Genomic DNA, 19,333 nt, shown 5'->3' on the forward strand with positions numbered 1-19,333 from the left:
TGACATCCTGGTTCGATACCAGTCGTCTTTGGACCTCTCGTAGGTGCCCAGAGATGACGGAGGCAACTCTTTCGGCTGTTAACTGACAGATACGGTCACACCGAACGTTGGTGGATCGCTATCCAAACCGAGTACGCTGGGAATACGGGCGTTATTCGAGCAGGCCGAGTTCCTCGAGGCGGTTGGCGATCACGTCGACGGCCTCTTTGGCGTCTTCGACCTGCTTCCCGCCGGTGATGACCAGTTTCCCGGAGCCAAACAGCAGCGCGACGACTTCGGGTTCGTCGAGGCGATAGACCAGTCCGGGGAACTGCTCCGGTTCGTACTCGATGCTCTCGAGGCCGAGACCGATCGCGATCGCGTTTAAGTTCAGGGTGCGGCCGAGATCGGCGCTACTGACGATGTTCTGGACGGTAACTTCCGGATTCTCCTCGACCTGGATGCTGAGGTCTCGGAGTTCGTCGAAGACGATATCCAGACTTTCGTGAACGTCGTCGGTGCTTTTCGCGCCGGTACAGACGATCTTGCCCGACCGGAAGATCAACGCCGCAGACTTGGGGTTTTGCGTGCGGTAAACGAGACCGGGGAACTGTTCCGGGTCGTAATCGGCACCCACGAGGTCCATTGCGACGCTCTCGAGGTCGAGTTCCTGTCCGATACCGGTCGACGCCACCACGTTTTCGATGGTGATAGATTCCTTCGGGTCCGTCATAAGTCAGGTAAGAAATGGTACCTATCACTTATAAACACCTGCATTCTTCTCGCCCGTGATCGAGTTCCGTCTGCAACCGGAATATCGGTTGGACCAGTTGCGGGCACAAACCTTCGAAATACCGTCGAATCAAACCTTCTACACTGGTTTTTCACCACGTTGATTTTCGTTGGCGCGGTCCGGGTTGGCGAACGGAAGGCCACAGCCATCGGCGTCAGACTCCTATCCGGCAAACTTGATTCGACCTCGAGACCGGCTGGCGGATCCGAATGACGGTATCTCCGTCCGATCACCAACCACTCGAGACCGAAAGTACCGGAGTTGAATCGAGGCGGTCGTCGCTGTCGGCTGAAATCTCACTTCGAGGATTCGTCGGACTCGGACGTTCTGTTTGGATCGTTGTTCGTCATCGGATCGGGTTGGGGTGCGATGACTTCGCCGTCACCCGGCTGTTCGGCGGCGTAGGAGAACTGCCCCTTGCCGTCGGGTGCTTCGCCCTCCGTCCACGGGTACCCCGGATCCGGCTGCGCTTCGCGTCTCGTCGAGATGAACGTGTAATTGACGTCCTGGTTCTCCTGTTCCTGCGGGAAGCTCGCGGGGACCGGCACGGGGTCGTCGAGCGTCTCGAGGGCCTCAAGCCACTGGTTCTGGTGCATGGTGTCCCGGGCGATGAGATAGGAGAGCATGTCTTTCATGCCCGGATCGTCGGTGTACTCCCAGAGCCGGGTTGCCAGGGTACGACCGGTCGCTTCGGCCATCACGTTCGCGTAGAGATCGCCGGCGAGGTTGCCCGAGGCGGCGATGTACCCGCCGGTGAAGGGAACGCCGTTGCTATCGACGGGCATCGCCGACTCGCCGGCTGAGAGGAACTGGCGCGGATTCTGGCCGGTCATCGCCGCGGCGGTCGCTGCGGTGTCCTGGGTCTCCTCGCTCATTTCTTTGGGCGACCCGCGCAGATTCTTCGTGACGGCCGAGGCGAGCATCTCGATGTGCCCGAGCTCTTCGGCCGCGGTCTCCATCAGCAAGTTTCGGTATTCCTCGTACCCTTCGGGAAGGGCCCACGCCTGGAACATGTACTGCAATGCGACGCGCATCTCGCCTTCCTGCCCGCCGATCGCCTGCTGGAGGAGTTTCGCGAAGTGTGGATCTGGCTGTTCAACGGTAACCTCGTACTGGAGCTCTGGTTCTTGAAAGAACATCCACTGGCCCCTGCCACCAGCCAGCGAAATAAACCATTAGCGAGGGAGAGAGGGAGAGTCTCGAGAAGGTAGAAGAACGGACGAGAATAGCGTCAGGTTATCGATACGGTCACCGTCGTTGATAGCAAACGATTATACCGAAGCCAGTGGTCAGGCACCAGCGCATGAGCGAAGGCTTCTGTCCGACATCGCGTCGTGCGTTCCTCGCGTCCGGTGCGATATCGACCGGCATACTGGCGAGCAGCACGAACACAATTGCCGAGACGAAATCGAACATCCCCTCCAACGAGACGGTGAAACGCGGCCTGATACGTGCGTATCAATTCATTGCTACTAGTACGTTCACCGTCGCCGACTCCGCACTCGAGTGGCGATCCGAGCGGTTCGAAGAGCCCCACCAAGCACGCGTGATCGCGTACGACCATGCACCGTCGTATCGCGCCCTCCTCCTGACCGATTCCGATGGGACTATCGAGGCCGGGGAATCGTTCGAATTCCGCGCTACGGATGGAAACTCCAGCACTGATGGCGACCGATTCGTCACTGTCGGATTCGAGAGGGTAAGCGGATAGTAGTCGGACGCGATTGTGGCATTCGCGTGGGAGCCGTTTTTATATCTCCTCCCGGAATTACACCCATGTCAGCACACGTTCTCGTCCCGGTCGATGACTCCGACCAGTCCGACGCCGCACTCGAGTTCGCACTGTCGGAATACCCTGATGCACGGCTCACGGCGTTACACGTGGTCGATCCCGCCGAAATTCGAGGTGGTGTTGCCCTCGAATCGTTCAGCCCCGAATCCTACGGGAACCTTCAGGATCAACAAGAGAACCGAGCGAAGCAAATCCTCGAAAGTGCAACGAGACGCGCAGAGCAACACGAACGAACGATCGAGACGGTACAGATGGTCGGTACCGTCGTACATTCGATCGTCACGTATGCAGGAGCGCACGATATCGATCACATCGTAATCGGCAGTCACGGTCGGTCCGGACCGAGCCGAATTCTCCTCGGGAGCGTCGCCGAGAAAGTCACCCGACGGTCGCCAGTGCCAGTGACGATCGTTCGCTGAGAGAAGCACTTCTGTCCCGCGTAGGAGTGTGACTCGATCACAGGCGAGACGATAGAATCGCTTCTCTAGGTCGTTCGAGAGCGACCCGTAATCGAATCCACGACCGCTGATCGAATCCGTTCGGAAACCGATCCTTGCAGTACTGCTATGTGCGATCAGGTTCGTGAAATAACACGATGAACGGCTTCAACGAGGCGGTGAACGCCTCTATCGACGTCGAAGACCAGTTGTCGCGGTATTTGTGGTCCCTTTCGGAAGCGGAGTTCGCCGACGAACGCATCGAAAAACAGGCTATCGGCTCTCGAGCGGGGTTCGAGACTCGACGCGAACGCATCCAGGCCAGGTTCCTCGAGAGCATCGGCGGGCTCCCCGACCGAATGGACGATCCGTCGATCGAACTGCACGGTCGCACAGCGCGAGACGGCTACTCGATCGAACGGATCACGCTCGAGAGTCGTCCGAACATTCACGTGACGACGAACTGTTACGTTCCGGACGGCGACGGCCCGTTTCCGGGAATCGTCTTTCTCTGCGGCCACATCGACTCGCCGAAGAGCGATCTGCGCAATCAAAAAGCGTGTATCGAACTGGCGTTGAACGGCTTCGTCGTCCTTATCGTCGATCCCATCTCACAGGGCGAACGAACGCAGTACTTCGATCCCGAAACCGGAAAACCGGTCTTCGACGAGCGTAGCAGCGTGATTCCACACTCACACGCGGGACAGAAGTGCTTCTACGCCGGAGCGAGCCTCGCACGATACATGATTCACGACGACCGGTGTGCGCTCGATTATCTCGCCGCCCGACCGGATGTCGACGAAGAGAGAATCGGCGTCATCGGCGCTTCGGGCGGCGGCATTCAAACCCTCTTTCTCTCGATGGTCGACGACAGAATCGCCGCCGCAGCACCGTGTTGTAGCGTCACGGAGCGTCGCGAGCAGCAAAAGACGGGGAAATGCATCGATGCCGAACAGCTCGTTTACGGGGCGATCGCTCGAGGGGTGAACTATGACGATCTGCTCACAACGATCGCTCCGCGACCCGTCTGTATCGGTGCTGCAGTCTCCGATGAGCACTTCCCCATCGAAGGAGTCTACGAAACGGTCGATCGCGCACGTGAGATCTACGGCTTCTACGACGCCACAGAGAACGTTCAGTTAGTCGTCGCCGACACGACGCACTGCCCCGTCTCCGACCTCCGAGACGGCGTATTTGCGTTTCTGTGCGATCACCTCACAGAGGACGAGTATGAACCCAAGAAGGGGCTCTCGACGCTCGAGAAGTCAGCCCTCGAGTGTACGCAGACTGGACACGTGATGACGGCTTACCCTGACGAACGAACGATCGACGACCTGATTCGTGAATACGTCGCGAACGCGCCGGCTGACGACAGCACGGAGTCCGTTGTCGGAGATAACGATGGAGACGCCGATCAGTTTCGGACCACACTCCTCGAGCGGTTCGACCTCGAGCGCGACGACTGTGACCTCTCTCCGCGCTACATCGATCGGACCGTAACTGCGGGCCTCGAGATCGAACACGTCTGGTTCAGAACCGAACGTGATCCGGACATCGTCGTCACGGGACTGCTCGTTTCGGACCCCGACTCGGACACGAGTTCACCAGCCGTCGTGCTGTACGAAGACGGGACTGAGGAACTTCCGGACCGAAGCGAAGAGGTGGCGTCTCTGGCCGAGGAGTACGGGACGGTCTTCGTCTTCGATCCGCGCGGCATCGGCGCGGTTCAACATCGCCGGATTCCCGTTCACAGTTGGGTCGACGATTACGATGGCGTCTACGGAACCGAGTTCAAACTCGGCTACGACGCACTCATGCTAGAGTCCTCGCTTCTCGAGATGCGTGTGTTCGACGTGTGTCGCGCCGCCGAGTTCCTCCGGTCGGAGACGAACGCCACCAACGTCTCGTTCGTTGGGGACGGAATAGGCGCGTATCACGCGCTCTACGCCGCGGCTGCGACCGAGAACGTAGACCGGGTCGACGTATACGAGACGGTTCCCAGTTTCGCGACGCTCGCAACCGAGCAGGATGCAGACTTCCACCCGCAGCTTACTGCATTCGACGTTATCCGGTCGTGTGACATCCCGCAGGTGGAACGCGCACTCGAGCAACGAGAGGTAAAACGGTCCCAACCGCCCATCGAATAATGTGTGCGTTCAGTCGTCGTTCGTCGCGCTAACGCTCTCCTCGCTGAGTTCGGCGGGCACATCAGCCCACACGCCGGATGTGAGATCGATCGCGTCGTTCCACTTCGCGACGACCGTCGTAACCGCCAGGTCACCGGCGATGTTGTTCATCGTCCGAAGGCGGTCGAGAAGCGGATCGATGCCCGCGATCATCCCGATCACCTCGAGCGGGAGTCCGACCTGAGTCAACACTGCGGCCATCATGATCAGACTCGCGCTCGGAACACCCGCAGTGCCGACGCTCATGAGGAGCGCGGTCAGGAGGATACCGAGCTGTTCGAACAGCGTGAGCGAGACGCCAGCGATGTTCGCCGCGAAGATGGCAACGATGCCGAGGTACATCGCCGTTCCGTCCATGTTTACCGTGGCACCCAGCGGGAGCGAGAAGCCGTACACGCGCTCTTTAATCCGCAGGTTCTCGTCTGCGTCCGACATCGTGACGGGGAGCGTCGCGGTGGACGACCGGATACTGAGTGCCGTAATGAGCGCTTCTTTGATGCCACGCAGGAAGTCCAGGGGTGAAACGCCGACCAGACCTCGAATAATCACCAGCAGGTAGACCAGCGCGATCTGGAGGGCGATAGCGAGCGCGAGCGTCATCGAGAGTGAGAGGTACGCCTCGATTGCTTGGACACCGACTTCTCCGAACAGCGCCGCCATCAGTGCGAACACGCCGAGGACGCCGAACTCCATGATTCCCCAGACGACTTTGAACATCACCTCAGCGCCGGCCTCAGCGACGTTGAAGATGGTATCGATACCGTTTCGGACGGCCGAGTCAGGGTCGACCTCCGCTCGGACCATCGTCATCCCAAGGCCGAAGATGAGCGTGAAGAAGATGATCGCGAGGATGTTCCCCTCCGCCATTGCAGCCATGGGGTTTTCTGGGACGATACTGAACAGCTGGTCCACCGGTGACGGCGTCTGTTCGGTCTGGACGTCCGTCTGCTCTAAAGTCATCCCCGTCCCGGGATTGATGAGATTACTCACGCCGAGTCCCATCCCGATAGCGACTGCCGTCGTACCGAGATACAGGAGGACGACCTGGCCGCCGACCTGTCCCAGGTTTTTCGGGGAGAGTTCCCGCGTCGCCATCAACAGCGTGAACACGATGATCGGAACGATGATCATCTCGAGCAATCGGACGAACAGATCACCGATTGGCTGCAGCTCCACCGCCGGTTGACCGACAGCAAGCCCGACGAGAGAGCCGAGAACGAACGCGATCCCGATTCGGTAGACGATCGGGACCGAGCGATATTGTCGCCATCCAGATGTAAATACCGAGCCCATATTCTAAATACCAATCATTATTCAGTAGATAATAATACTTCCGATGATGACTCTAATATGTCTATTTCCACACTGTTATGAATACTAGTGATAAGTAGTGAGATCCGCAGCTAGACCAATATACTCGTGAAGTCGCTGGATGAATTTCGTAGATTTCCGTGATCAAAGTAATTCGTCAATAGTTTGATGTAGGGCGACTCGAGTAGGCGTATCCGCTAATTCGTGATCAGCTCGGCCCACGAAGTAATGAGAACTCAACGGCGAGGGTTTCCATGGTACCTCTGTCGAGGTGGGAGTTTGAGACGGGTTCCCACCAATGATCTGGTCTACACAACCTACAGTTCCTATTGCTCCGATAGATTTGAATACGCGATTCTACTCACCAAGATACTCTCCCAGCACTTTCCCGACATAGGTTTTTGACCGGCTACTCCAGTGGGTCGCCGACTGACTCGAAAGTGCCGCCGGGGAAGGGCACAGTTCCACGACGAGTTCATCGCATCGACGGTGACGTACGCAGACGACCCGGTCACGCGTTTCTCGAGTGAGCCTGCAAACACATCCGGGTTCCGACCGACGCCAACCTCTATTGGCATCGCCGTGGCAACCTGACACGACATGGATTACGAGACGTGGTCCGAGAGCCAGGAGACGACGACCGTCACCGTCGATGAGCACGATCTCGAGGTCGCCTACTACGACGACGGCGATGGTGAACCGGTACTGTTCTGTCACGGCATTCCGACCTCGTCGTTCCTCTGGCGTGACGTCGCACCGCAGTTGTCGGACGCGTACCGAGTGATCGTCCCGGACATGGTCGGGTACGGCAATTCGGCGATGCACGACGGCTTCGACCGTTCGATCCGGGCTCAGGAGGCGATGATCGACGGGCTGGTCGACGAACTGGGTCTCGCGGACCTCACGTTCGTCGGGCACGACCTCGGCGGTGGCGTCGGCCTACGCTACGCTGCTCACGAGCCGAACACGGTCGAGAACCTAGTCCTCTCGAACGCCGTCTGCTACGACTCGTGGCCGATCGAAACGATCGTCGATCTTGGCCTCCCCTCGACCATCAACGAGATGAGCGTCGACGATGCTCAAGGGCTGCTCGAGGGAATCTTGCGTGATACCCGCTACGACGACCCGAGTGAAGAATTCGTCGAGGGGATGCTCGCGCCGTGGGACTCCCAAGCGGCGATCATCTCGCTTTCGCGCAATGCCATCGGTACCAACACGAGCCACACGACCGAGATCGATTCGACCGAGATTTCGGCTCGAACGCTCCTCTTGTGGGGTGGCGAGGACGAGTTCCAGCCGATCGAGTACGCCGAGCGGCTCGAAGGCGACATCTCTGACGCCGAACTCGTCGGGTTGGACGAGGCGAATCACTGGGTCATGGCCGACCGCCCCGACGCCTATGGTGATCGGCTCCGCGAATTTCTCGAAACGGCCTGAGTCAGGGTCTGGCGAGAAGACGGAAACGATGGACCAAGACACTCGAGCGACCGTTCATCGGCCGGGGCGTTCCCCGTCACGTTTTCAGGAGATGACGAGAGCGGCCGATCTCGCCATTACGCACACCAGAGACTATCACCGTAGTCGTCGTTGGAGGTATCATGTCATTTGAGCCCGACCGCGTCACGACGGTTACATTCGACTCGTACAGTACGTTAGTCGACGTCGATGCGGCTGAAAAGGCGCTCACCAATCGCGTGGATGATCCCGATCCGATCTCGAAGCTGTGGCGTGCGCGGTCGCTAGAATACACGTTCGTCGCCAACCACATCGACGCGTATCAACCGTTCTACGAAATGAACCGCGACGCACTCCAGTACGCGCTAGACGCGCATGGCGAGACCCTTTCGACAGACGAGCGCGACGAGATTCTCGCCGTCTACCACGAACTCGATGTCTTCGACGACGTGCGTGACGGGCTCGAACGCCTCCGGAATGCCGGCTACGACTGCTTCGTCGTTTCGAACGGGAACCCCGAAATGCTCGAGTCGATGGTGGCACACGCCGATATCGGTGCGTTCATCGAATCGACGATCAGCGCCCACGAGGTCCGGACGTTCAAACCCGACGCCGAACTCTACCGTCACGCCGCCGCTCGAACCGGAACGCCAATCGACGAAATCGCGCACGTGACCGCAGGATGGTTCGACGTTATGGGCGCCCAGCACGCCGGAATGCAGGGAGTTTGGGTCGATCGGAAGGGGTCACCGTGGGAGCCGTTCGACGGCGAACCGGCGCTGACAATCGAGTCGTTCGACGAACTGATCGACGCAGTTGCTCACCCCTGATACACTCGAGAACCATCTTCTCAAAGATTGAGCCGCTCTCGACTTCGATGTGAATCCATTTCCATCCCTGTTTCCCGATTAAGATACGTACTGGGTGCGGATTCTCCCGATAAGCAGACTCACACCGGGATGAAGTCTGGATCAACGTCACGACGGCGATCCGTGTCTTCGAAGAACCGATTGAATCGATTATAGAGGTCGGTGCATTTCCCGCTGTGTTCGTAACACAGGGTGTGGAAATCGGCGACGACCGCACAGTACCGTTTTGCTCTCGTCAGTGCGACGTTCAACCGTCGAGGGCCGTCTTTTTCTCTCCCGAGGAAGCCGATACTGCCGTGACTATTCGACCGAACCAACGAGATGATAATCGCCTCGCGCTCGCTGCCCTGGAACGAGTCGATCGTATCGACCGTTACTGCTCGTCCATTTTGAAGGTGATTCTGTAGTCGCTCTTCGATCGTCCGAACCTGTGCCGTGTAGGGTGTTATAACGCCGATTTCTTCCGGCGAAAGGTCATCGGTTAGTTCCTGAGCTAGATACGTCACAAGCCGGGCCTCAGTGTCGTTCGACCGCGAGTGATCGTCGACGTCGACGGATCCACCGACGTTGAACGCTTCCATCGGTTCGTCTCTCGAGGGGAGCGCCTCGACGGTCCGCCCGTTGCGCAGTTCCCGGTTGTAGAACGCGCTGTTCGAGAACGCCGCGATGTCGCGGTTCATCCGATACTGCGTTTTCAATTGCATGCCGACGCCCTCGTACACACCACCATCCGCATACAGATGTTCGAACAGGGACATCCCGAGACTCGAGGCTGGCGGCTCTTCGGTCGTACTGAACGGCGGGAGCTGCTTGTGGTCACCGGCGAGGACGACTCGATCGGCTTTCACCAGTGGAATACACGAAGACGCACATGTCGCTTGCGTTGCCTCGTCGAGTACCAGTAGATCGAACGTTCCCGGAAGTTGAGCGACACTGTTGTTCGTACCGGCGACTACGTCTGGCAACTCGTCTGCGGACCCATATTGCCGAATGAGGTCGTTGAAACGCCTCGAACCGTTGAGTCGTTTGAGTGTGAATTCGTCGTTCTCGTATTGTGCATACGCGTGGAGCGAACTATCGTCCGGGTCGGTTTCCGTCGAGTCCCCCAGGACGATGTTGTCGACGGCCTGATTCGAGTCGGCGCAGACGAGAACGCGTTCGCCAGCCTCGACTGCCCGCCGGACGATCTCGATGAGCGTCCGCGTTTTTCCCGTTCCGGGTGGTCCGTGAATACAGAAGACGTCATCGGCCAGTAGCGCCAGTTCCGAAGCTACCTGCTGTTCCTGGTTGAGGTCGTCGTCGGCCTGCGTGCTCCGGGCCGCAGCCCCGCTCGTGAACGTAATCGACCGTTGGCCAGTTAGCACGTCCAGGAACAGATGGTCCTGCAGTTCGTTTACCGCCTCGAGTTCGCGATCGGTCGGGACCGTGTTCAACAAGAGCGAGACACCGAGGTCAGCGTCGTTCGACAGGTGGTGGCGAACGGTATTCGACGATTCGACCTCGCCCCAGTGGACGCTGACGGTGAACCGAAGTCCGCGGATGTTCTCGACGGTGGCCGGCAGTGGAAATACGTCTCCATCGCCGTGAAGCAGAACCTCGTTTCCCTGATGAATTCCGAAGGTGTTCGGAACGTAGTACGCCCAGTCCTCGCGATCGTCCGACTCATCGGCTAGCGGTCGCGCTTCGAGTCTGAGCTGCTCGTCGTCGCGACCGTTGTACTCGACGTGCGGGATCGCATCGCCACCGTTGGTGTAGATTTCGCGGGCAGTACTGGACTGGGCTCGTTCGTAGGTCTCGTTCCGCGTCCCATCTCGCTCGCTTCTAACGTACTCCTCGAGGTCAGCACGGAAGCGCTCCGGATCGATCGTCTTCCGCGGTGGCTCGTTGTCGTCGACGGGTCGATCGTAGCTCTCCGAAAGGGACGATGGCTGGTAATCGGAGTGCCAGAATCGGATTCGGTGTGCTAAGTCGGTCGCTGCGAAATCAGAGAGGGTGATCGACCCGCGATTGCCTTCGTCTCGATACACGATGATTTCACCCCGGAGATCCGTGTCGGCGTAGCCGAGGTACTCGCCAGTCGGTGTGGCGTCGTCCGTCCCGTGAAGCGGAATGGCGATGTATTCCTCGTCGTCAGGAAACTCGAGGTCGTGATGCTGCGCGAATTCGACGATGGGCTTGACGGGGATTCGGTCTCCCGAGGGCTCGAGATCGCCCGGTTCGATCTCGTACTGGCGACCCCCTTCTGGGGTAAAGTTGGAAAGCGCGTGGTCGAAGAGGAGAGACATACCTGTTACATTTGGTGAACGACTCGGTAGTATTATAGCTTCTCCTAGGTGTGCTGGCCGAAGGACGGTTCGGAAACCGCAGTGGTATAAGCACGGAATGTCTGTTGAAATCCGTTTCTTCAGACACAACGCAGTGTGTCACTCTTCGCCGTCTTTTCGACCGTCGGTTCAATCAATCGGTATAGCGGAACGGACCGTCCCCTCGGTTACCGCCAGCCAATTAGCCGTCCTGTTCGATGAATCCCGCTAAGCTGTCGAGTGTCGAATTCAACCCTTCCTCGTGGTCCTCCGGCTGGATGCCTGCTGGCACGTTCTCGGCACGCACGGTCACGAGCGTCTCACCGCCTTCGGGCTCAAACGTCCAGACCATACGCATGGTGCCCTCGAACGCCGGGTCGTCACTCTCGAAGACGACATCTTGCTCGATTCGATGGCTCGGTTCAAGTCGAGTAAAGCGTACTTCCATCTCGTCTGATGACTCCGATGTCTTGCCCTGTCCGGCCTGCTGGTCCCTGTAGGTGAGCCGCATCCGATACGTGCCTCCTTCGCGGAAGTCAAAGCGGAGCATTTCGCCAGTCATGTCGCTCGGTGGAAGCCACCGTTCCATGGCACCGGGCTCTGTGAAAGCCTGGTAGATGGGTTCTGGAGAGGCCTGCAGTCGTTTCCTCGCGGAATCCACCCTTTCGACCATGCATTCAGTACCGGGCCGAGAAGCATGGCTGTTGCGACGCGTGCGTTAGTCGTCCAAAGAGCGGAGTGGGACCCGTTCCGTCTCCAGGCCAAGCGACACACGGTGTGGAGTGTACCAGTCACTCACGAAGCGGAATCCGTGCGTCGATTTCGCCGATCTGCGTACGTCCTCTTTCCAGTGACTAGTACACTCGAGATGTTTTCCAAAGAAAGCGAGACCGGTAGGTTACGTCGACCGTCTAGACGGTATCGATTCCTGCAATTGCAGTGAAGGAGTAGCGGACGTTGTCGGTCGGAGTACCACCGCTCGTGTAGATCCCTTCAGTGACAGAGAGATCGTCGTTCGAGTAGGGGTAGGACGGATCCGCGAACCGACCTCGTGTCCATTCGCTACCGTTCGCATCCAGCGTGACCAGATACGTGTCGGCATCTAACCCTTCGTCGGGGAGTATGTCGAACGTATCCCCAGCCCGCAGGTCGGAGACGTCCTTTTCTACGACGACATCTGTGCTGGTGGCATCCCGAAGACGACAAGTCGTGAATCCGCCACTGTTTCGCGAAATGGTTAGCTGAATACCGTCGAGTTCTTGCTCGGCCTCGAAGTGGAACCCGCTCTCGTTAGTTGCAGTATCCGCGTTATTGTCGGTCCCGAGATCGAGTCCGTCGCCTGTCTCCGGTCCATCCGTTGCTGCGATTGCAGTGAAGGAATAGCGGACGTTGTCGGTCGGAGTACCACCGCTTGTGTAGACCCCTTCAGTGACAGTGAGATCATCGTTCGAGTAGGGGTAGGACGGATCCGTGAACCGGCCACGCGTCCATTCATCTCCATCGGCATCTAACGTAACCAAATACGTGTCGGCCTCGAGTCCGCCGGCAGGACCGATCTCGAACGTATCCCCAGCCTGCAGGTCGGAGACGTCCTTTTCTACGACGACATCTGTGCTGGTGGCATCCCGAAGGCGGCAGGTCGTAAATCCGCCACTGTTCTGCGAAATGGCTAGCTGAATACCGTCGAGTTCTTGCTCGGCCTCGAAGTGGATCCCGCTCTCGTTGGTTGCGGTATCGGTATCGTTGTCAGTGCCGAGGTCGATTCCATTACCGATCCAAGTTCCATCACCGACCGCGATTTCGGTAAAGGAGTACCGAACGTTGTCAGTCGGAGTACCGCCGCTCGTGTAAACACCCTCGATGACGGAGAGCGCATCGTTCGAGTAGGGATAGGACGGATTATCGAACCGGCCACGCGTCCATTCACTTCCATCAGCATCTAACGTAACTAGATACGTGTCTGCGTCTAGTCCATCATCAGGACCAATCTCGAAGGTATCTCCCACTTGCAGGTGAGAGACGTCCCGCTCAGCGACGACATCCGTACTGGTGGCATCACGGAGCCGGCACGTGGTGAACCCGTCGCTGTTTTGCGAGATCGTCAGTCGAACACTCTCCATTTCCTGCTTGGCCTCGAAGTGAATCCCGCTCTCGTTGCTTGTGGAATCCGCGCTGGTATCGGTTCCAAGGTCGATTGGACCATCGCCGCTGCCGCCACCGTTGTCATCCTCATAATCGAAGTAGAACGTCGGGAAGTCGGCGGGCGTCAGCGAGGCGTCGACACCGGCCTGGCTGGCCGATATGGTCGTATTGGAGTAACTCGATCCGTCGGCCGTGTTGAGTGTGCCGTCGGTCCCCATCCGAAACGCTACGTCGGCGTTACTGTCGACCTGGTTGCCGCCGTTGAGAGTGACGGTACCAGGTTGCGACTCAGAGTGTCCGACTGAAAACGTCTCATTACCGCCGCTCTCGTCAAGGATGTAACAGTCCTCGTATGTCGAGACGGGGTTCGCACGAGAGTCGACGCGGATCGGCGTCGAGTTACCCGATTTGAAGTGAAAGACGGTATTGTATAGCCGGCCGCCTTCGGCCGGGATGCCGTCCTTGCCCGACCAATGCATAAAGCCCGCACTCCCCCAGTCGTCGCCCTCGAGAACGCACGTCAACCCGACGACTTTGTCGAACCCGAGTCCATCGTTCCCGAGCGCGCGGCCGGGCTCGCCGACTTCCTCGTGAGGGAAGTCCGTGTTGATCTCCGAATGCCCGCCGACGATACTGTCGTTTTCGCCGATCCGCATATTCGTGCGGGCGTTGTTGAGTGCCTCGCAATTCCACAATAGGTTGTGCCCCGGTGAATTGCGGACGTAGTACCCGTTATCGTGGAAGCCTTCGACGTAACAATCCTTCCAGACGTTCTTCCCCTCGTGACTCGGGTCGGCGCCGGCGGGGATTGCATAGTCGCCGCTGGAGTTGAGATCCTCGATGCACCCGTCAGGGAGTGACAGCCGCTCGATCAGCCCTTTGCCCTCCGGACCCATCTGTGCGAGGAAGTTGTGCCGATTGCCCCCGCCGGTCGCGACACGCTCTCGCTCCCCTCGAAGGGTTATGTCCCGAACGTGGAGGCGATCGCTGATACCATACGAGCGCAGCAACGAGACGTCAGACGTCTCGCTAATGTCGAACGTGATACCCTCGAGCACGAGCTCGTCGGGGCTCATTTCCCAACAGGTCCCCGTCATAGTCAGATAGACAGTCGGCGGGTCATCGGGATCGCCGATTAACCCGACGAGAGACGCGCTCGAGGGCGAGGTCTGCATTTCGTACTCGCCGCCGCTGCCGAGGTCGACGATAGCACGGCCCGAGGCGTTGTTGATTGCATTCGTGAGGTCGCCGCTTCGGCCCGAGTACCCCGTGACGACCTCGGCAGTCCACTCGTCGCGAGGATCGTCGGGGGCGTCTTGCCAAATATCGTACGCCCACTGCGGGACTTCCGGCGTGAGGTTGATCTCGCCGCCAGAGCTAGTCGTAGACGCAGTCGCCTGTTCCGTCACGTGCGTGAGACCGAGTAAAGACGCTCCGATACTGGCTCCACCTACCTTCAAATAACTCCGCCGACCGAATTTGTTAGAGAGATCTTTGTTTTGCTTCTTACTACTTCGATCACTACTTCTTGTCTTTTCAGACATGCATCAATTGATGCAGAATCACTGGTAATAAGTCTTAGTCCAATAAATTGATTTCAATAACTAAAATGGAAATGAGATACTATTTTAATATACGCATATACAATCGTTGGGAAAGAAAACATTCCGAGCAGCGCTCCCGAACGGCGGTGACAAGCGATACAACGCGATCTCGATCGAACAGTCCTCGAGGCGTACGCCGATACAGTTTGAGCGGGCCAGCGCAGGGTATCTTGGGTATGACCGATTGTAGCTGGAACTAGTAGAGATACGGTTACAGTGGTTCTGGCGTTGCTGGTGGCGTACGCTTGTGTTCGCTCTGCTCGTGCATCTCGACGATGTGCTCGAGTTCGTCGGTGGAGGTGTCCGTGAGGCGAGCGGTCGCCGCGGCGGGGACACCACCATCGATGTGGAGTGCGAGGATGGCGTCGAGCGTGTCGTAGTCGACGCCGAACTCCTCCTCGTCGGTATCGTAGTCGACCATGCCGCCGGTCGGCGTCTTCTGGACGAGTGATTCGTCGACTTCGAGGTGGGCGGCGACCTGCCGAACCTGCTGTTTGTAGAGGTTCCCGAGCGGGTTACAGTCGACGCCACCGTCACCGAATTTCGTCACGTAGCCGGTACCGAGTTCGGCGCGGTTCCCCGTTCCGAGAACGAGTTTGTTCTCGTAGTTCGCGACGAGGTAGTTCAGTATCATCCGGACTCGAGCGCTCGTATTCCCGACGTATCGCCCTTCCCAGCGCCCCTCTGAGTCGTCGTCCGGCTCCGCGTCGTATGTCTCGAGAATCTCGTCGACGATGCTGTCGATCTCGAGAACGTCGTACGTGATGCCGAGCTCGCGGGCGACCCGTTCGGCGTCGCTCATGTTCGCGTCCTCGTTGACCTCTTTTGGAAGGAGGAGGCCGTGGACCGCGTCCGCACCGAGGGCTTCGACCGCGAGGTGTGCGGTCGCCGTGCTGTCGATGCCGCCCGAAAGCGCGATGAGCGCGCCGTCGACATCGGCTGCGTCGACTTGTGCGGCGATGAAATCGGTGAGATGGGCGACACGTGCCTCGAGTTCGTTCTCGGAGAATCGGAGGTCGAGCGGCTCGATCTCGGATTGGGTTTGCTCGTAGAGGTTCGCCATGATGGCCAGATCGTCACATCTTGAGACGGAAAAGCGATTCGAAGGAGCCACGTTGAGTCGGCGAGTTCGCTACTACCGATGGTCATCATGCAACATATTCAAGTGTGTTAAGCAGGTGGACGTGATAAGAATAGGTGCGAACTCGGTCCAGAGAATTCGCCTGTATCGCTTTTCCCGTCCGAATTCGGACGGACGACAACGAGCCGGTGCTGAATGCAGCGAACTACAGAGTTGATGCTGCGCAAAGGCGAAAATACAGCAGCGACACCGCAGGCGCATCACGCACTTAATCGACCGAATCCCATCCCCAGCGCGATGGCTACCATTATCAAACAGACTGGCGTCTGGCGAGCGGAAGGAATTGACTCGAGTCCGACTGAACGACAGCCCAAACGGGAACAGGAAGGGGTGACAGATGGACGACAGTGACGACTCCGGCGGGCTGACGGAGGGGCTCCAGATGGATCTGTTCCACCCGGATTCCGAACGCGATCCCGGTGACAAGAACGTCCAGAAGTGGGGATTCGACGTGCACCCAGTCGTCTTCCCGGTTGCACTCTTGCTGGTCGCCGTGTTCGTCGCCGCGACCGTCCTCCTCGGCGAACAGACGGCCGCGGTGTACTCGGGCGTTCGAAGCTTCTTCGAGGGGAACTTCGGCTGGTTCTACCTCCTCTCGGTGAACTTCTTCATCGCCGTCCTCCTGTTTTTCGCGTTCAGCAAGTACGGGAAGATCCGAATCGGCGGCGTCGAGGCCGAAAAGGAGTTCAGTGACTTCGCGTGGATGGCGATGCTGTTCAGCGCGGGCATGGGTATCGGGCTGATGTTCTACAGCGTCTCGGAACCGATGGTCTACTATTCCAACGTTCCTGGGTTCTTCGACGCCGAATCGGGAACGGGGATGGCGAGCGTCGCAGCCTTAACGCAGACGTTCTTCCACTGGGGGATTCACCCGTGGGGAATCTACGGACTGGTTGGGCTCGGCCTGGCGTTCTTCTCGTTCAACCGCGGCCTCCCGCTTACCTTCCGGTCGATATTCTGGCCGCTACTCGGCGAGCGCATCTACGGCTGGCCGGGACATCTCATCGACCTCGTAACCGTGTTCGCGACGCTGTTCGGCCTCGCGACATCACTCGGTCTCGGCGTCAAACAGATCAACACCGGGCTCTCGTACATCCTCGGTGACGTCCTGGGCGTCGTAAGCGTCCCGACGGGAACGATCCCACAGATAGTGCTCATCGCCGTCATCACCGCCATCGCGACGGCCTCCGTCGCCGCCGGCCTGGAAGGCGGCGTCAAGCGCCTGAGCACGCTGAACGTCTACCTGATGGTCGCCCTGTTCGGATTCGTCGTCCTCGTCGGGCCGACCGTCTTCATCTTCGGCGCCTGGGTGCAGGGGCTCGGGTCGTACTTCACCAACCTCCCGTCGCTGGCGTTTTTCACCGGTGCCCTTAGTGACGGGTCGTCGACGGTCAACGACTGGACGGTGTTCTACTGGGCGTGGTGGATCGCCTGGTCGCCGTTCGTCGGGACGTTCATCGCGCGCATCTCGAAGGGACGGACCATCAAGGAGTTCGTCGTCGGCGTCCTCGTCATTCCGTCGCTGTTCTCGACGGTCTGGCTCGCTGCCTTCGGGGGGAGTGCACTGTTCAACTCGTTACAGGGTAACGGTGCGGTCCTCACAGCCCACGAACAAGCTGGCCAGACGGTCGCAATGTTCGCCCTGCTGGATCAGTTTCCGCTCGGTGCCGTCTCCGGGCTACTGGCCATCCTGCTCGTGGCCATGTTCTTCGTCACGTCCTCGGACTCCGGCTCGCTGGTCATCGACCACTTGACCTCCGGCGGCAAACACGACGTGCCGAAGACCCAGCGTATCTTCTGGGCGGTCACCGAGGGCGTCGTCGCCGCCCTGTTGCTGTACGGCGGGGGTCTCAACGCTCTCCAGACCGCAGCAATCGCGACCGGGTTCCCGTTCTCACTCGTCCTCGTCGTAATGTGTTATACGGTGTATCTCGGGCTGCAACAGGAGTACGAAGTTCTCCAGTCCGAGGAGTTCGCCGAGCGCGTACAGGACATCCCGGACGAGGACGTTGCCATCGACAGATCCCGGTCCGAAGTCGTGACCGACATTCGAGAAACCCCCGAGAGTACAGACGACTGACCGCGATTTCACGGCGGTCCTTGAGGCGTCCGCCGTTGCCAGCACGAAAACGGATCGCGGAATGCATAGAGTAGTGGTAGCGCGATTTCTTTATTCAGAAACGTGGTTGAAACTGAAGTAGACGAATCGGTAAGTACGTGAGCGAACTAATCACTATGACAATTCGGGTCATCAATTGGACACTCAGCTTTATGCACATAAAATGACGCTCTCTGGTCGCGTACTTTGGCTATGACACTTACACAGCCGTCTCTATCTTTTGTATCGAAGCTATTCCATTCTCCATCTTCATGACGTGCCATTACCGTTAAGGGTGCATCCGGCCAGACGCAATCAACGACAATCCAATCAGGGTCAACCGTCAGTTCACGGGTCTCAGTATGAACCACTTCATCGGTATCAGTTCGTTCTATCCGTAACTCCGCTGGTACGGGGGTAGATTGTGGATTTACGAAACTTAGATCCTGCATCGTTGCATATCCCTCATTGCCATTAGATGAACAGCCCGCCAATAGACCGATTCCCCCACCCACAATAGCACGAAGAACCTGTCGTCGCTTCATATTGATGTATCCTGAATGGATGGAAAATAAACCTTTTCTGAATTTCCTTTCGACTATTACAACGAGGCCTCATAGTAACCGAGCTGTGTGTTGCCTGTACTGAGCGGTAACTATACATGCTTGCTGAACAAGGACTCGCAGAAATAGCCAATGCTGATGGCTCAAAATTCCACCTACTAGGCATCTCACCGAGCCCCTTATACCAGTTCACTCACATCATCATATAATGGGAAACGAGGCATCAGAAGCGGTAATACTGCTGGTAGAAGATCACCCGGGTGATGTTCGTCTCATCGAAGAAGCCTTCTCGGATGGCAATGTCACAAACACACTCCACACCGTCACTGATGGCCAAGCAGCACTCGACTTCATTTATCAACGTGAAGAGTACGAGGACGCGCCACGACCGGACATTGTACTACTCGACCTGAAGCTACCGAAAGTAGATGGTGAAGACGTTCTACATGAAATTAAACATCATCCCGAACTGAATTCTGTCCCAGTGATTGTCCTCACCGGTGTGGACGACGATCTGATTGAAGCCCGTGATCTCGACCATGATGCAGACGAAGATGCAATCCTTGAAAAACCAGTTGACCCCGGCGAGTTTGTTGAGGTAATTCAATCGTTCAAGCAGTTCCGGTTAGCAGTTATGCGAGACGACTGATGCGGACAGCT

At 58.1% G+C, this 19,333-nt stretch carries 15 protein-coding genes; 7 read left to right on the plus strand and 8 right to left on the minus strand.

What is annotated here, in order from left to right; genetic code table 11:
* Nucleotides 1–151 precede the first annotated feature (151 nt).
* Nucleotides 152–712, minus strand: coding sequence for a TATA-box-binding protein (locus HALLA_RS19370; protein ID WP_049955154.1), 561 nt, complete (start codon nt 710–712; stop codon nt 152–154).
* 356 nt (nt 713–1,068) lie between these two features.
* Nucleotides 1,069–1,911: a manganese catalase family protein gene (locus HALLA_RS19375; RefSeq protein ID WP_049955155.1), complete on the minus strand. Its 843-nt coding sequence runs from the start codon at nt 1,909–1,911 to the stop codon at nt 1,069–1,071.
* Between the two features lie 164 nt (nt 1,912–2,075).
* Between HALLA_RS19375 and HALLA_RS19380 the strand changes: the two genes are divergently transcribed.
* From HALLA_RS19380 to HALLA_RS19390, 3 genes are all read left to right on the plus strand, one after another.
* Nucleotides 2,076–2,483: a hypothetical protein gene (locus tag HALLA_RS19380; protein WP_049955156.1), complete on the plus strand. Its 408-nt coding sequence runs from the start codon at nt 2,076–2,078 to the stop codon at nt 2,481–2,483.
* A 65-nt stretch (nt 2,484–2,548) separates the two neighbouring features.
* A complete protein-coding gene (locus HALLA_RS19385; protein ID WP_049955157.1) occupies nt 2,549–2,983 on the plus strand; it encodes a universal stress protein in 435 nt (144 codons plus the stop codon).
* A gap of 176 nt (nt 2,984–3,159) precedes the next feature.
* Complete coding sequence (locus HALLA_RS19390) at nt 3,160–5,148, plus strand: alpha/beta hydrolase family protein (RefSeq protein ID WP_049955158.1); 1,989 nt, start codon at nt 3,160–3,162, stop codon at nt 5,146–5,148.
* Between the two features lie 9 nt (nt 5,149–5,157).
* Here HALLA_RS19390 and HALLA_RS19395 read toward each other — a convergent pair whose 3' ends face one another.
* Nucleotides 5,158–6,480, minus strand: coding sequence for a dicarboxylate/amino acid:cation symporter (locus HALLA_RS19395; RefSeq protein WP_084569149.1), 1,323 nt, complete (start codon nt 6,478–6,480; stop codon nt 5,158–5,160).
* A 618-nt stretch (nt 6,481–7,098) separates the two neighbouring features.
* On the opposite strand from HALLA_RS19395, the gene HALLA_RS19400 reads away from it, so the two are divergent.
* Both HALLA_RS19400 and HALLA_RS19405 read left to right on the plus strand, forming a co-directional pair.
* Nucleotides 7,099–7,935, plus strand: a complete 837-nt coding sequence (locus HALLA_RS19400; RefSeq protein ID WP_049955159.1) for an alpha/beta fold hydrolase — start codon at nt 7,099–7,101, stop codon at nt 7,933–7,935.
* Nucleotides 7,936–8,096: 161 nt separating this feature from the next.
* Complete coding sequence (locus HALLA_RS19405) at nt 8,097–8,783, plus strand: haloacid dehalogenase type II (protein ID WP_049955160.1); 687 nt, start codon at nt 8,097–8,099, stop codon at nt 8,781–8,783.
* A 119-nt stretch (nt 8,784–8,902) separates the two neighbouring features.
* Here HALLA_RS19405 and HALLA_RS19410 read toward each other — a convergent pair whose 3' ends face one another.
* The 4 genes from HALLA_RS19410 to HALLA_RS19425 form a co-directional block, all read right to left on the minus strand.
* On the minus strand, nt 8,903–11,107 hold the full coding sequence (locus HALLA_RS19410; RefSeq protein WP_049955161.1) for a DEAD/DEAH box helicase: 2,205 nt from the start codon (nt 11,105–11,107) through the stop codon (nt 8,903–8,905).
* 220 nt (nt 11,108–11,327) lie between these two features.
* Nucleotides 11,328–11,714, minus strand: a complete 387-nt coding sequence (locus HALLA_RS19415; protein WP_339325770.1) for an SRPBCC domain-containing protein — start codon at nt 11,712–11,714, stop codon at nt 11,328–11,330.
* A 322-nt stretch (nt 11,715–12,036) separates the two neighbouring features.
* The gene (locus HALLA_RS19420) at nt 12,037–14,676 is read right to left on the minus strand and encodes a hypothetical protein (RefSeq protein ID WP_049955162.1); all 2,640 of its coding nucleotides are present in this window, start codon (nt 14,674–14,676) and stop codon (nt 12,037–12,039) included.
* Between the two features lie 406 nt (nt 14,677–15,082).
* Complete coding sequence (locus tag HALLA_RS19425) at nt 15,083–15,934, minus strand: NAD+ synthase (RefSeq protein WP_049955163.1); 852 nt, start codon at nt 15,932–15,934, stop codon at nt 15,083–15,085.
* A gap of 415 nt (nt 15,935–16,349) precedes the next feature.
* Between HALLA_RS19425 and HALLA_RS19430 the strand changes: the two genes are divergently transcribed.
* The gene (locus HALLA_RS19430) at nt 16,350–18,092 is read left to right on the plus strand and encodes a BCCT family transporter (protein WP_049955164.1); all 1,743 of its coding nucleotides are present in this window, start codon (nt 16,350–16,352) and stop codon (nt 18,090–18,092) included.
* A 146-nt stretch (nt 18,093–18,238) separates the two neighbouring features.
* On the opposite strand, the gene HALLA_RS20835 is transcribed toward HALLA_RS19430, so the two are convergent.
* Complete coding sequence (locus HALLA_RS20835; RefSeq protein WP_157231456.1) at nt 18,239–18,655, minus strand: hypothetical protein; 417 nt, start codon at nt 18,653–18,655, stop codon at nt 18,239–18,241.
* Nucleotides 18,656–18,881: 226 nt separating this feature from the next.
* Here HALLA_RS20835 and HALLA_RS19435 point away from each other — a divergent pair, with 226 nt between their 5' ends.
* Nucleotides 18,882–19,322, plus strand: a complete 441-nt coding sequence (locus tag HALLA_RS19435; protein ID WP_049955165.1) for a response regulator — start codon at nt 18,882–18,884, stop codon at nt 19,320–19,322.
* The last annotated feature ends 11 nt before the right edge of the window (nt 19,323–19,333 follow it).

This window comes from Halostagnicola larsenii XH-48 (genome assembly GCF_000517625.1).
GTDB classification, from domain to species: Archaea; Halobacteriota; Halobacteria; order Halobacteriales; family Natrialbaceae; genus Halostagnicola; species Halostagnicola larsenii.